12 protein-coding genes are annotated in these 14629 nt (G+C 41.3%); 10 read left to right on the forward strand and 2 right to left on the reverse strand.

Annotated elements, in window-relative coordinates; translation table 11 throughout:
• The first annotated feature begins 19 nt into the window (after nucleotides 1-19).
• The 9 genes from NQ117_RS00165 (at nucleotide 20) to NQ117_RS00205 (ending at nucleotide 12264) form a co-directional block, all read left to right on the forward strand.
• Nucleotides 20-799, forward strand: a complete 780-nt coding sequence (locus tag NQ117_RS00165; protein WP_258276014.1) for an IucA/IucC family C-terminal-domain containing protein — start codon at nucleotides 20-22, stop codon at nucleotides 797-799.
• Between the two features lie 420 nt (nucleotides 800-1219).
• Entirely contained in the window at nucleotides 1220-2215 is a 996-nt protein-coding gene (locus NQ117_RS00170) for an ATP-grasp domain-containing protein (RefSeq protein ID WP_258276015.1), read from the forward strand.
• A gap of 35 nt (nucleotides 2216-2250) precedes the next feature.
• Nucleotides 2251-3615 carry a diaminobutyrate--2-oxoglutarate transaminase gene (locus NQ117_RS00175; protein ID WP_375163040.1) on the forward strand — a complete coding sequence of 455 codons (1365 nt, stop codon included), beginning with the start codon at nucleotides 2251-2253 and terminating at the stop codon, nucleotides 3613-3615.
• Nucleotides 3609-5042, forward strand: coding sequence for an MFS transporter (locus tag NQ117_RS00180; protein WP_258276017.1), 1434 nt, complete (start codon nucleotides 3609-3611; stop codon nucleotides 5040-5042). The genes NQ117_RS00175 and NQ117_RS00180 overlap by 7 nt, the downstream gene beginning before the upstream one ends.
• Nucleotides 5020-6690, forward strand: a complete 1671-nt coding sequence (locus NQ117_RS00185) for an IucA/IucC family protein (RefSeq protein ID WP_258278114.1) — start codon at nucleotides 5020-5022, stop codon at nucleotides 6688-6690. The genes NQ117_RS00180 and NQ117_RS00185 overlap by 23 nt, the downstream gene beginning before the upstream one ends.
• Nucleotides 6674-8452 carry an IucA/IucC family protein gene (locus NQ117_RS00190; RefSeq protein WP_258276018.1) on the forward strand — a complete coding sequence of 593 codons (1779 nt, stop codon included), beginning with the start codon at nucleotides 6674-6676 and terminating at the stop codon, nucleotides 8450-8452. Before NQ117_RS00185 ends, NQ117_RS00190 begins: the two co-directional genes overlap by 17 nt.
• Entirely contained in the window at nucleotides 8449-9228 is a 780-nt protein-coding gene (locus tag NQ117_RS00195) for an HpcH/HpaI aldolase family protein (protein WP_258276019.1), read from the forward strand. The genes NQ117_RS00190 and NQ117_RS00195 overlap by 4 nt, the downstream gene beginning before the upstream one ends.
• Entirely contained in the window at nucleotides 9225-10430 is a 1206-nt protein-coding gene (locus tag NQ117_RS00200; RefSeq protein WP_258276020.1) for a type III PLP-dependent enzyme, read from the forward strand. Before NQ117_RS00195 ends, NQ117_RS00200 begins: the two co-directional genes overlap by 4 nt.
• 1 nt (nucleotide 10431) lies before the next feature.
• The gene (locus tag NQ117_RS00205) at nucleotides 10432-12264 is read left to right on the forward strand and encodes an IucA/IucC family protein (protein ID WP_258276021.1); all 1833 of its coding nucleotides are present in this window, start codon (nucleotides 10432-10434) and stop codon (nucleotides 12262-12264) included.
• A gap of 162 nt (nucleotides 12265-12426) precedes the next feature.
• On the opposite strand, the gene NQ117_RS00210 is transcribed toward NQ117_RS00205, so the two are convergent.
• Nucleotides 12427-13305 (reverse strand): LysR family transcriptional regulator, encoded by an 879-nt coding sequence (locus NQ117_RS00210; protein WP_258276022.1) that lies wholly within the window; start codon nucleotides 13303-13305, stop codon nucleotides 12427-12429.
• 90 nt (nucleotides 13306-13395) lie between these two features.
• Between NQ117_RS00210 and NQ117_RS00215 the strand changes: the two genes are divergently transcribed.
• A complete protein-coding gene (locus tag NQ117_RS00215) occupies nucleotides 13396-13704 on the forward strand; it encodes a cupin domain-containing protein (protein WP_258276023.1) in 309 nt (102 codons plus the stop codon).
• A 110-nt stretch (nucleotides 13705-13814) separates the two neighbouring features.
• On the opposite strand, the gene NQ117_RS00220 is transcribed toward NQ117_RS00215, so the two are convergent.
• Entirely contained in the window at nucleotides 13815-14438 is a 624-nt protein-coding gene (locus tag NQ117_RS00220) for a helix-turn-helix domain-containing protein (RefSeq protein WP_258276024.1), read from the reverse strand.
• Nucleotides 14439-14629 lie beyond the last annotated feature (191 nt).

Here is a 14629-nt window from a genome sequence, read left to right on the forward strand (position 1 = left end):
GAATAGAGGGAGACCACATATGGCAGTACAGTTTACACCGGATGAGTTGGAGATGTTAACAGCGAAATATCGATTCACAATGGAGGAGTCTTCGGATGAAATCTATTCGATTCGAGCGCTAGATTTTCTAGACAAAGACAATAATATTGCGTATTTCGATAAAGTTGCGAGTATATACGAGTCCACCTCTGAAGTGGTTACCGCTTCCATGTTTGCAAAACGATACGCTTGCTTAAGCATTGCCTCTGGGTTGTATGCGATGTCGATGTACAACAAAAGTATGGATTACTCTCTAGAAAATTGTCATATGGAATCTATATTTCATGGAGAAGCATGGCTTCCGTGCGTGCGCCTAACGAATAGCGAAGTTTCACAGCCAGAAGCGAGATCACGCAATGAGTGGCGTGACCGTGTTATTCAAAATATTTTTGCAGACAATGTTGCTAGAGTGTGGGATTCCTTTGCCAAGTCAGTAAAAATCTCAAAATCTGTCCTGTGGGAAAATACGGCAATCTATGTGTATTGGCTGTATGAAAATCAATTTGGCGAAGGTGCGAGCGCGTGTCAGCAGGCTCAACTTCTTGAGGACTATCAATACTTAGTGGATGAAGCGCCAGCTCATTTATTTGGCGAATCGAAAAATCCATTGAAAAAGTTTAATAGCCCCAAGAAGGTAACGACTGCATCGGAAACACCGCTTCGAATTCGTAAAACTTGCTGCTACTACTATCAAGTTGCGGATGACAATGAGTATTGTCCGACATGCCCCAAAATTAAACATGAGTTTGTTTCTGTATAAGTAAAAATGGAAATTATCAGCCTGTAATCTGTAGCTAAAGCAACCTCGTATGGCTCATATATCAACTTTGTTCCTTCCGTTCAAATGTTTCTTACTATTCATCTCTATTTTTAAAGTGAATAGATAATAAGTACTTTGTTTATTTAGAAAACAAAGTACTTATTATCTATATTTTGGGTAAAACAGATAGCTATTATTGAAAATTAAAGGTTGACAATAATCAATGCTATCTATTATATTTTCACTAAATTGATATTGATTATCACTATCAATAAATAAATTAACAAATCTCTGCCTATGAACTTGAGAGTAGAAGGGATTAACCGTACAGCATCTTAGATCCATGGGGGAGGAGGACTACGAGAGCAGAAGCTTCGGGAGTCTGTCTAGCGTCGATACTTTGTGTAGGGAGGATTTGTAGTGACACAGCAAATCGTTCAAAACTTGCAGAACAAATTAATAATGAGTGCAGCAAAAGAAATGCAAATAGAATGCAAATTGTTATTACCAGGTTGTGAAGACTTTTTAGAACTAACATACAGAGGCAGGACCATTATTATTAACAAAACGAGATCTCATAAGCTTCCATTGATGTCTGGGTTTTTGGCTAAAAATAAAGAAGCCTCCAATCTCTTGTTGGAAAGAGCAGGTTTGCCTGTACCCGCGTATATCGTAGTTCCTCAAATGTGTGAAGAAGCTGAACATTTTTTAACTACGTATCGGAATGTAACGGTTAAGCCGTTGGACGCAAGCTGTAGTATTGGCGTTACCTTAGGGATTAAGTCGGTAATGCAGTTAGAAGATGCGATTCAACTTGCGAAGCAGCATAGCGATAAAATTATGATTCAAAAATATGTTGAAGGCAATGACTACCGTGTACTGGTTATAGCAGGGAAAGTAGTCGCTGTTATCGGATATGAGCTGGCAAGCGTAGTAGGTGACGGCCAGTCCACGATAGCGCAGCTTATCAGTCAATTGAATGAAGCTCGTATCATTCGAAATGAAATTTGCGAAATCGAATCGTTTAAAGAAATTAACATCCAATCGAATGTATTGCATGCAAATTTACAAGCACAAGGCAAAACGATTCATAGTGCGTTAGAGCAGGGTGAGCGTGTAGAACTGTTCTCGATTGATAATATACCGGCTGGCGAAATTAGTGAGATCAATATGAATCGAACGAATGACATTTGTATGGCCAATGTGAATATTGCAGTTGAAGCCGCACAAGCCTTGAATATTGATGTTGCTGGTATAGATATCAGATGCCAAGATATAACCGCCCCGATCACTGATGAAAATGGGGGTATCCTCGAAGTTAACGCATTACCTGATATGTCTACTCATCTCCTACCTTTTCAAGGGTCTTCAATAGATGTGTACAAAGCCTACTTGGAATATTTGTTTGAAGAATAATAAACGGACTCACATACATGTAAAAGGAGAATGCGATCATGATTACAACAACAAATGTAGAGAACGAATACTATAAGCTTCAATCTGAAAAGGAATCCAATGCAAGATCGTATCCACGCAAATTCCCTCTTATTATTAAGAAAGCCAAAGGTACAATGATTACAGATACAGAAGGCAAACAATACTATGATTGCCTTGCAGGTGCAGGTACATTAGCACTTGGACATAATCACGAGGTTGTTACGGAAGCCATAAAGGATGTACTGGAACAACAATTGCCACTTCATACATTAGATTTAGCTACCCCATTAAAAATAGAGTTCATGCAAGAAATATTCTCTATCTTGCCAGACGAGCTAAGAGATTCTTCCAAAATTCAATTCTGTGGTCCGACAGGCGCAGATGGAGTAGAAGCGGCTATTAAACTTGTTAAAAATGCAACTAAGGGAAAATCAATTCTGGCTTTCCATGGCGGTTATCACGGTTCCACACAAGCAACGATGGCAATGAGCGGTAACTTAAGTAAGAAGCAGCATTTGCAAAGTTTGCTGCCGGATGTTCATTTCTTGCCATTCCCGTATGAATATCGTTGTCCATTTGGTGTAGGCGGAGAGCAAACAGCTCAAATTAGCGCGCATTATATCGAACATTTGCTAGATGATTGTGAAAGCGGCATTGCTGCTCCTTGTGGAGTCATCGTCGAAACGGTTCAAGGTGAAGGTGGATCGGTTCCTGCTAATATTCAATGGTTGAAAGAGCTGCGTCGTATTACAGCAGAAAGAGGAATTCCTTTAATTATTGATGAAGTACAAGCGGGAATTGGAAGAACGGGTAAAATGTTCTCATTCGAACATGCTGACATTGTTCCAGATGTTATCGTTTGTTCAAAAGCAATTGGCGGCAGCTTGCCGATGGCTGTTGTGATCTACAAAGAGGAATTGGACAAATGGAATCCAGGCGCTCATACAGGAACATTCCGTGGCAACCAAATGGGCATGGCAACAGGACTTGCTACTTTAAAATATATAAAAGAAAATGATGTGCTTGAAAATGTAAAAGAACGCAGTAAGCAGTTCTTTGAATATCTCAACGGCTTGAAAAGTAAATACGAGATCATTGGAGATGTTCGAGGCAGAGGACTGATGATTGGAGTAGAAATTGTGAATCCAAGCGGTCGCAAAGATCAACTCGGTCATTATCCTCAGTTCGGGGAATTAACGGCACGTATTCAAGAAAGATGTTTTAACAATGGCCTCATCATTGAAGTAGGGGGACGTCGTTCTGCCGTACTTCGCTTCTTACCACCGCTTACCATTACCGCACTCGAAGCAGCTAAAGTATTAGATATTTTTGAAAAATCAGTCAAAGAAGCAGTTGAGCTAATGGCTAACCCATGTTAATTCCAAGCTACTTGAAGAAGCATTCTGTTTTATTTTCTATTTTTACAGGTGCGTTTTCATTAGTTCTTACGAATAGTGCATTTAATATCTTACTTCCTAATTTTGTGAGCATGTATGGTATATCAACCTCGCTTGGTGGATGGATTATCGCGCTATATATGTTGGCAATGACCATTACAATGCCCTTGACCTCGCTTTTTGTTGATCGTCTAGGCAGAAAGCATACGTATATGTTAGGAATTGGCCTTTATGGTTCTTTCTCGATCATAGGCGGTTTGTATTATTCCTATGTAGAGATTGTGATGTTGGTCCGTTTCGTGCATGGGATATCAGCTGGATTAATGATCCCGTTGTCTTTGGTCTTGTTATTTGATTGTTATGGAAAAGAAGCGCGTGGCAGAGTAACTGGCATATGGGGCATGCTCCTCATGATCGCTCCTGCAATTGGCCCAACATTAGGCGGCATCATTATGGAAGTTGGCGAGCTGCGCCATCTGTTCTGGATTAACGTTCCGTTTGCACTCTTTTCTATTGTCATGTGCGCTGCGCAAATTAAACCGTATCAACCAGCCCGTAGAAAATCCATTCATTTGGAGGGCATTATGCTGCTCGTAATGAGCATTGCTTTGCTCAGTTTAGGTATTCAACTGTTATCTAACCCCACTGTTTCTATGTGGATCGTGTATATATTGTTTGGATTAGGTGCTGTGGCTTTGATTCGCTTTTTCCAAAAGGAAAACACGAGAGAAGAACCGATTATTCGTTATAAGCTTTTTCGTCGGAATCCGATTTTTAGAACCGTTGTTATCATTTCAGTCATTCAGGATACCGTCATGTTTGGTGCGATCTTCGTTCTTCCATTACTGTTTCAAGAAGTATTCGGCTTATCACCGTCTGTTATTGGTGCCATGTTTATTCCAACTGCAATAGCTACGAGTTTATTCGTTTGGATTGGCGGCAAGTGGATGGACGCAGGAAAATCGTTGAATTTTATCGTTGTTGGCGTTGGGTTCATTGTTATTTCCATGATGGCTTTCGCTTTCTTACCTCCGGGCATTTCTATTATCGTTATTGTTATCTTAATGGCATTGCGAGGGATTGGGATGGGGTTATCTGATATGACCGTCACGACCATCGGGCTTAACTCGCTGCCCGAAGAAGATATGCATGAAGGTTCTGCGTTATCAAGTACGATCGAACGTTTACTTTCATCCTTTGCCGTCATGCTGTTAGCTATCTATTACGATGCTCGATGGCAGATGTTAGTTCAAGCGGGTGAAACTGTTGAATATGCCAAGTGGCTTGCCCTCAAAGAAGAGTGTTTTGTTCTGGGCAGTCTCCTGTTGCTTACAATGCCACTTATTTTATTCATAAATAGGAAGAAGGTAGACGTAGTTGTTGGAAGTGAAAACAAGTCAGCTGTCTAATCATCAAGAACTAGCCAATTTCCATACATGCAAGACGTTGTTGAATTGCTATATTCGAGAGTTCTGTCAAGAGAATCATCATTTATTGTCTATCGATTCTAAAGGCCAGGCGTTTACACTTTATTTCCCAACTAGTGAAGTGACCTTGTCAGGAGTGTTCTCCTATTATTCAGCTATTGGCGAACATGAGTATAAGAGCATGTATGTACAACAGGGGCAGGAACTTCATTATCCTGAACTCATTCAATGGATAGTGAAAGAGCTGCAGCAGCAGGATTCACTCGTAACAGACAAGACGGGGCTGGATTTTTCTAAAAGAATTGATAACAGCTATCGCAACTTAGCCCTATATCTGAAGCACTCCGCAGATGCTCCAATTAGTGATTATTTATCATCTGAACAATCTTTGCTTTATGGGCACCCATTTCACCCGTTTCCTAAAAACACGTTGGGATTTACGGAAGACGAAGTAAAAAAATATTGTCCTGAGCTGCGAACTTCATTTCCATTATGTTATTTGGCTGTCAAGAAAACCGTTTATCAAGAAGAGTGGGTAGCCATAGGACAACAAACGAAGCTGCATGAAACGGTTGAAGAACAAGCTCAAGCGGTACTTGGAGCGCAACGAGATGAGTATGAAATTTTACCGATTCATCCTTGGCAGTATAAGCATGTGCAAACGGTGAAAGCAGTCAAAGACTATATTGCGCAAGAAAACATTATTCTTCTAGGAAGCTTTGGGCCTACCGCATATCCGACTTCTTCGGTACGAACGGTGTATGTTCCTGATATGAAATGCAATATCAAACTATCGTTGAATATTCAAATTACAAATATGTTGAGAAACAACAATAAGGAACAAATGCGCAGAACGTTGGATGCTTCCAACTATTTGCTGCAGCACAATTGTTTTGATTCACATCCACATACCGAAATCTCTTATGAAGAAGGCGTTTGTACGGTTCAATTTGAGGATGAAGATATATCGAAATTGTTTACAATTGCCTATCGTCCGATCCAGTTTGACGTAACGTCAACGTTTGTGATGTCCAGCTTGATTGAAGCTCCTAGAGCAGGAGAGTCAGCACGATTATTGTCACTCATCGACCGCAATCAGCTTGAGCCGTGGTTTAGACGTTATTTGGAAATATCTCTGTTGCCGGTTGTTCGCGTAGCTGAGGAAAAAGGCATTCATTTTGAAGCACATTCGCAAAACTGCTTGTTAACCATAAAGAATGGAATGCCGCATACCTTCATTATTCGAGATTTGGAAGGTGTGAGTGTGAATCAAGAAAAAGTAGCGCACAACATTGATAAATCTGGCCTGCTTTTTTATGAAAAAGAGAAGGCGTGGGCGCGTACGTCCTATTATTTTATCGTAAACCACTTAGGTTCATTGATTCATGCACTGGCGAGCAGTGTACAGACAGCAGAGGAATATTTCTGGAACATTGTGCGTGATGTACTTACGGAAGAAGTAGAAGTGCATCGCAATGAATACGTTGTGCATCTATTAGAGGCGGAAGGATTCTATGCGAAACGAAATATGATGAGCTGTCTTGGTGGAATTAGTGAGACGCCTTCTTACGTTCTTGTAGACAACATCATGAACAAGATTGGGAGTGGACCAAGTGATTCAAGCAAGTAATTCAAGCAAAGCAGAGACGGTATGTTTTGATGAAGTTAAAGAAAGAATTATGCGTCAGACGATGGAAGCGATGCTGTTCGAAGGCATCATTAACGTTGAGAGAAATAACCGAGTATGGACTTTTACTGGTAAAGATGCGGAAGGTAAGCTTGTGCATTATTCATGCGAAGCGGATGAAAAGTGGTCCTTTGGCAGAGTGAAAATAGATAAAAATTCAATACAAAGAGAAGGCGAACCTTGTACAGATATTTATGTATTTTTGGAAGAAGTCATTCAAAATAATTTGGATGGTGCGCTTACAAATCAATTTATCGGTGAGCTGCTGGAAACGTTAGCAAAGGACAAGCAATCGAAGGTGTATCAAGCGGACGAAATTCCATCTGAGGACAAGCACTATGAAGCATTGGAAAGTCATATGGCTGACGGACATCCTTACCATCCGAGCTACAAATCAAGAATCGGTTTCTCTCTAAATGAGAACTATTTGTATGGTCCTGAGTTTAATCAAGACATTGCCTTGCAGTGGATTGCGGTAAGTGATCAACTTGCTGATGTCGCAGTATCTAAAGAAAGCTCCCTAGAAGAAATGTACAAGCTTCATCTTACAGATCAAGATCGGGTTAGATTTGATCAAATCCTGAAAGAGAAGGGTTCAAGCGATAAGAGATATATTTTCATACCCGTGCACCCGTGGCAAATGGAGCATCGCACGACATCTCTTTTTATACAGCAATTGATCGATAAAGATATGGTTCTATTAGGGACATCGAACAGTAAGTACAGGGCGCAGCAATCGATACGTTCCATGTCACATCGCGACCGTACGGATGCACCTTATATTAAGCTGGCTATGAGTCTTATAAACACATCCACGAGCCGTATTTTGGCCCATCATACAACACAAAATGCCCCGCTGATCAGCGACTGGCTGCATCATATTATTCAGAATGATGCATTGCTGCAAAGAGAAGGATTTCACTTTTTAAGAGAAGTGGTCGGTGTTTCTGTTCGCTATGATAAGCTGCACTCCATCCAATACCGCTCGTCCTATGGAACGCTTGGTGCGGTCTATCGAGAAAATGTTTCTACGTATTTAGAAGCGAATGAAGAAGCATGGCCGTTGAATGCGATTACACTTATTCAGAAAAATGGTAAGTCGTTTATTCAGGAAGCGATTGAGCAGCATGGCATCGAGAAGTGGAGTGAAGCGCTAATTAAAGTAGTGTCGCTTCCGATTATCCATCTGTTATACGCGCACGGAATTGCACTGGAGTCACATTCGCAAAATATTATTTTAGTCGTTGAGAATAATTTACCGGTCAAAATTATTATTAAAGATTTGCATGATAGTGTTCGTTATATGACCAAGCATCTTTTACACCCGGAGTGGGCGCCACAGCTGCATCCTGAGCCGGAAACTCATCGCAAATTTAATCGTTACTCATTCCTTCAAGCGGAAACGGTAGCTGAAGTAAGAGATTACACGTTTGATGCGTTCTATTTTATTTGTATGACGGAAATATGTTTTACGCTGGAGAAGTTCGGTCTACGAGAAGAAGACTTCTGGCGTACATGCACGGAGACGATCTTAACGTATCAAGCAGAGCATCCTGAACATAATGAGAGATTCGAGCTGTTCAATCTATTTTCAGAAGATGGGCTAATCGAAGAAATGACGAAGCGTCGTATTTATGGCGATGGTGAGTTGTTCTTCCGTAAAGTGAAAAACCCTCTCTTACAAGCAAAAGGGATTTTGATATGAGAAAAAACAAGCTAAAAGAAAAAATAAGTCGAAATGAATCCGTCTATGGATTATTTGTCTCGATCCCACATCCGATTGTCATTGAGCTGATTGGTTATGCGGAGTACGACTTTGTCATTATTGATTATGAGCATGCGTCAACAAATATGGAAACGATCGAGGATATGATTCGAGCTGCTGAATTACTGGATATTACGCCGCTCGTGCGGATATCCAAAGTGGATCGAAATGAGATATTAAAAGTGCTCGATAGCGGTGCTCAAGGCATTGTCATTCCTCACGTGGAGAGTAAAGAGCAAGTCGAGCATGCTATTTCTTACGCCTATTATCACCCTGTTGGCATGAGGAGTTTGAACAGCGGGCGTCCGGGCGCATTTGCCAAGTATTCGTTAACCGAATATATCAAGGAAGCGAATGACGAAGTAATGATCGTTCCGATGATAGAAAGCGCACTTGGTGTTGCTGAAAGTGAAGGGATTTTATCGATACCGCAAGTTAGCTTTGTATTAGAAGGAGCAGCGGATTTATCTCAATCTCTTGGAGTACCTTGGGATACGGATCATCCTGAAGTGCAGCGTAATTTGGAGCAAGTCTATGAAACGTCCGAGCGGTGCAGTGTACCGTATGCGATCGTTTCTAGAAGTTTGGAACAACATGCGAAGTGGGCTGCGCAAGGGGTCCATATTTTTGTTCTAGGTGATGACCGAAATACAGCATTCCGAGCTTATAGAACAAAGCGTGATGACTATCGACAGGTGATGGGTGGGAGCCAATGAATCAGGTAGTACAAAGGTTGATTACAGAGTGGCATGCTCAGAATGATGAGCCTGTCTGTGCGTATATTTACGATTTGCAGGGCATTCAACAGCATGTGAAAAGTATGTTGGAAACGATGCCGAGCCAAACGAATTTATTTTATGCGATTAAAGCGAATCCAGATCCAAAAATTATTGAAGCTTTAGTGCCTTACGTGAAAGGGTTTGAAGTGGCATCAATTGGAGAGTTGCTGAAGGTAAGGGGTGTTTCCGCTGATGTTCCTGTCTTATTCGGTGGACCTGGGAAGAAAGACTATGAGCTTGAAATGGCTATTAAGCAAAATGTTACCTACCTTCATGTAGAGAGTCTGTTAGAGCTGCGCAAAATTATCCTGTTAGCTAAGAAGTGGGAGCGGACTACGCAGATCTTGTTGCGTATTAATGTGAGAACAAATTCGCTTCCGCAAACGAAAATTTCGATGGGTGGCCGTCCAACTCAATTTGGCTTGGATGAGCAGTTGCTTGAAGAAGCTATCACGATTTTACGAGATGCTGAAAATACGCATGTTCAACTTAGTGGGTTCCATTTCCATTCTCTCTCGAACAATTTGCATGCTGAACTGCATGTGGACATGGTTCAGTTTTATGTGCAGACCGTGAAAGAGTGGGAGCGTTTGTATAGCCTAGATGTTGAAGTGATCAACGCTGGCGGCGGGTTTGGTGTTACGTATGACGGTACGCCTAGTTTTGAATGGAAGTTATTCACTTCATTGTTGGCGAAGAATGAGGCTTTGCGGGCTTTAGGTAAAACGCAGCTTTTCTTCGAGCCAGGACGATTTATCGTCGCTGATTATGGCTATTATGCTGCTGAAGTGATAGATATTAAACAGTCCCAGGATCAATGGTTTGCGGTGTTAAGGGGTGGAACTCATCATAATCGATTGCCTGCGTCTTGGGGGCATAATCATCCATTCCATGTAGTTCCGATTGATAAATGGGAGTATCCATTTGCACGACCGGAAATTATCGATGGAACAGCTACCATTGTAGGTGAGTTGTGTACACCGAAGGATCAACTGTATGCGAATGCTGAATTGGAGCGATTACGTGTGGGAGATGTGATCCTGTTTGAGAAGTCTGGTGCTTATTGCTGGACGATTTCCCATCATGATTTCTTAGGGCATCCACATCCGAAATTTTATTACATAACGGAAGGGAATTAGGATGAATACAACATTAACGCTATCGCAAAACCAAACTGCTGTGCAGCGAATTATGAAAGATGTAATGGATGCGTTTTTAGCAGAGCAGTTTTTTCAATTAGATGAACGTACAACAATAGCTTTATCGGCCGCATCGAATGAATGGCAGCAGCTGTATCCCTTTTATGAGGGAGCTTCCGTGTACGTAGGAAACATCGTGTTTCTGGTAGAAAAGTGCTACAAGCAAGGATATCAATGGGTAGCGGGTTCGCCTATTTATAAAAATGAGGATGAGAAATGGGTAGAGATCAGTTCTCCTATTAAAGTTGCTCAAATGGTACTGCGTTACGCATTGTCTGAAGAAGCTTATGCTCATCCAGGAGTATCGGAGTTTTTGGCTGGACTGGATATCGCGATTCAACAATTACATACAAGCTTGGAGCAGGTTGGGGATGCGTTGTCCTTTACCCCTAGCTCAGCCTATGAATGGTATGTGAAAGGCGAGATGATTGCCTCCTTGCGTGATCGTCCGTTTCATCCATTGTCTAAGGCCAAAATAGGCTTTACGACGGAGGACTACCAAAATTACATGGCTGAGTTTGGGAAGAAGACAGCATTGCATTGGGTGGCTATCCACAATGATTCGGTTGTACAAGGTTATTCTGAAGGCGCAGATACAGATAAAGTGGAGCCATATGATGTGCTGAATGATGAGCAGAAGGCAACCATTAATCAAGAGCTAGACAGAAAAGGGATTGCGAAAGTGCAGTATACAGTCATACCTGTTCATACCTGGCAGCTGCAGCATATCATTTTGCCAAGATTTAAGAAGGAAATAGAGGACAAGACGATTATCGTGCTTGATACTCAAATCGGTGATTTCTTTGCAACTTCTTCGGTTCGTTCGTTAACTTCGACGAGTGCGTCTACGAAGATGTTAAAGCTGCCAATAAGCGTATTATCGCTGGGGGCCGCTAGATATTTGCCTGTCGTGAAGCTGCTGAACGGGATTGTGGGAGAGAAAATGTTCCGCCAAGCACTAGCGTGTGATGAGACTCTTGCCGATAAAGTGTTCTTATGTGAGGAGAACAACTGGTGGGGATATATGCCTGCATCAATGGGGTTGTTCGACGATCATCCTCGTCATTTGGCCGCACAAGTGAGATTATATCCGCAGCAGTTATTAGATGACAGCTATAAATTTCTCCCGATGTCATCGCTAGGCGTCGTACTGCCGGATCAGCACTTTTTGACGGAGATCGCAGGGGGAAGCATTTCGAAAGAAGACGTCATCCAGTTCTATTCGGATTTGGCTGCCACGTTCTACGATATTGTAATGAGATTGTTTAAAGTCGGCATCGTCCCTGAAATTCATGGACAAAATTGTTGTGTCGTTCTTAAGGACAACAAAGTGAGCGGGCTGCTGTTCCGTGATCATGATTCTGTACGATTGCATCAGCCGTACTTAGATAAGCATGGCATTGAAGATCCGCGTTATCATATTCGACCAGGCTATTCAAATAGCTTGTACAATGAAACGCTGGAGAAATTGATTTTCTACGTTCAATCCTTGGGTACGCAAGTTAATCTTGCCTCGATTATAGAGGCATTATCGGAATCATATCAGATTCCGGTGAGCACGTTCTGGGACATTACCGAAGCGAAGCTGAAGGATGCCTTGCAAATCATCGACATTCCTGAGGCAGACAGAGATGTATTGCGCTATGAGTTGTTCGAAAATAAAGTGTGGCCTGCAAAATTAATTATTCGCCCGCTGCTTGAAGCGGATGGTGTGCCTGGTGCGATGCCGTCTGGCAAAGGGTTAGGGTTCAATCCTTTTTATAAAAATAAATAATGCGAAAGAAAAAACGTCCAAATTTAATTATTAGGACGTTTTTTCTTTTTAATTTATACGGGATAGCGTCAGGATAATCGTTTTAATGTTATAAATTCACATTTTCCTGACGGTACCCCTTTGAGGGGATAATACCGAAACCGAGTGCTTTTTTGTGCTTGTTTAGCAGGATGAAAATAGGTTAGCTATCAATTTTTCTGTAGCAGGGCTGAGGACTTTATTTTTTTTGCGCATTAATCCAACAGGTAAAGCGAATGAAATATCATCGATGTCACGAATAGCGTATTGATGTGAATTGGCAACGAAATTGCTAGGCAGCATAGCAATACCAAACCCTTGTCGTACAAGATTTAAAACCATCTCTATGTTTGCTGCATCGTATTTAGAGTGTAAATGAACGCCCTGATGAAGAAAAACCTGCTCTGTTTTTCTACGATATTCACACAATTGTCCAGTTAAAATGAAATTTTCATCTTCTAAATCACACATATTAATTTTTTCCTGTGTAGATAATGGATGATCGATTGGCAGTATCAAACAAAGCTTTTCTTCATATAGCGGATAAAATTCAAGATTTAATTCTGGTGATGGAGGGGGGCATAAGGCAATATCAAGTTCGTTAGCGATAATCCGTTGACTAAATTGTTGGGTTACGCCACTTTCGATAGAAAGACAAATTTGTGGATGTTCTTTCATAAATGTTGTTAGTACGGAAATCAAATTTGTTTTGCCAATGCCAATGGAATCAATTGCTCCAATCCGAATAAGCCCTTTCTGACCAATTGAAAATTCTTTTGCGGTTTCGGTGATTACATCCACTTGATTTAATAAAATATCTGCCTGTTCTTTCATAAGTCTTCCGGCTTCGGTTAGCACCATTTGCTTTCCTTGACGCTCAAACAGTTTGATACCGAGTGTTTCTTCTAATTGATTGATGTGTAAAGTGATGGTAGATTGTGCGTATTGCAGCAGATTTGCTGCTTTTATCTGACTACCATATTGGACAACAGCTTGAAATGTCTGTAACAAACGGATTTCCATAATTCATTTCTCCTGAAGTATATTTCATTTTTGTTCATATTGAATAATATATCATCGTAAGTTACGATTTGTATAGAAGGAGATGATGACATGAAAGATTTCTTTAGCGTTGATATCACAAACAGTGAGTGGAAATTTGTTATGGATGGTCTAGAACAATTGCCATTACGAGATGAGAATGGTGAACTGCGTTATGTCGTGCGATTTGCACCGGGGGCAAAATTCCCACAACATACACATAAGGATACTGAGGAATTATTCGTATTAGATGGAGCTCTTATCAGCAATGATGTTGAGTATGGAGCAGGTTCTTATCTCTGTTATGGACCTAATACAGAACACGAACCATGGTCTGAAAAGGGTTGTTTGGTTCTTGTAATGGAACGTAATGCTGGATAGTGGTACATAACAATAAAGGCTGTACTTCGTCCATGTAGATGGTTGGAGTACAGCCTTTATTTGGTTGTTTAACAACCTGAAGTACTACGAGTGATTCGTTGTTTCCAAGATCATTTCTCTTCGCCGTCAGTTGATTGCTGAGGAACATCTTTCAGTCGATAGGATAGCAGCACATGAACATACTCATCTTGCTCTGTTTGATTCTCAAACGCTCCCAACTTAGCATTGACTAGATTAAAAGGCACTTTCGCCTCAGTTGTAGAAAGCGCTTGCGCAACATTGTGCATTTTCTCCGCCCATTCACGTGGGTCCAGCGAGCTGTGTGCGATATTGACTTGTGCTAAGCTTCTCTGATGTGTATCGCCTTTGCGTAAATTTACGTCCACAACATCAATGCCTTGCTGAATGAGTCGCAGCAGCTCTTGAAGGATAAAATCAGAATTCGCCGCAGCCATGGAACGATCTAGCGTATAGCTTCCTTTGTGTGTATTATCGGTGAGATAATACTTTTCAATTAAATTTCCTTGCTGTTTGGTTTCGACTAGCTGGAGCAGGCCGTGTTCTTCGAGTTTATTTACGTGGTAATACAGGCGGGATGGTTTCTCTTGTAGTTGTTCTGCCATTTGCTTAACGGTAACGGGTTCGTTCTTGGCAATCCGTAAAATAGCCAGCTTTCGCGGATCTAGCAGCATTTTGGCTAGCTCCATATCTTGCAGATTACGAAAATGATTCAATAAAGAGCCTCCTTATCCGAAAGAAGATACGGCTTGTTGGCATACTTCTTGCGGCGTGGTAGAGCCAGTCTGTTGAAGGGCTTAATTATATTTTAGCAGAGTGAAAACGGCACGTACAATAAGTAACAGTAATTCTTCAATTATCTGTAATAGATGGGGTTTATGTATGATAAATGAATGAAGCTTAAACG

This window comes from Paenibacillus sp. SC116 (genome assembly GCF_024733555.1).
Classification (GTDB): Bacteria; Bacillota; Bacilli; order Paenibacillales; family Paenibacillaceae; genus Paenibacillus_B.

Excerpts from the sequence above, each read along its gene's own strand:
- NQ117_RS00165 (WP_258276014.1), top strand. The coding sequence starts at position 20 with ATGGCAGTACAGTTTACACCGGATGAGTTGGAGATGTTAACAGCGAAA.
- NQ117_RS00180 (WP_258276017.1), top strand. The coding sequence starts at position 3,609 with ATGTTAATTCCAAGCTACTTGAAGAAGCATTCTGTTTTATTTTCTATT.
- NQ117_RS00195 (WP_258276019.1), top strand. The coding sequence starts at position 8,449 with ATGAGAAAAAACAAGCTAAAAGAAAAAATAAGTCGAAATGAATCCGTC.
- NQ117_RS00200 (WP_258276020.1), top strand. The coding sequence starts at position 9,225 with ATGAATCAGGTAGTACAAAGGTTGATTACAGAGTGGCATGCTCAGAAT.
- NQ117_RS00205 (WP_258276021.1), top strand. The coding sequence starts at position 10,432 with ATGAATACAACATTAACGCTATCGCAAAACCAAACTGCTGTGCAGCGA.
- NQ117_RS00210 (WP_258276022.1), bottom strand. The coding sequence starts at position 13,305 with ATGGAAATCCGTTTGTTACAGACATTTCAAGCTGTTGTCCAATATGGT.
- NQ117_RS00215 (WP_258276023.1), top strand. The coding sequence starts at position 13,396 with ATGAAAGATTTCTTTAGCGTTGATATCACAAACAGTGAGTGGAAATTT.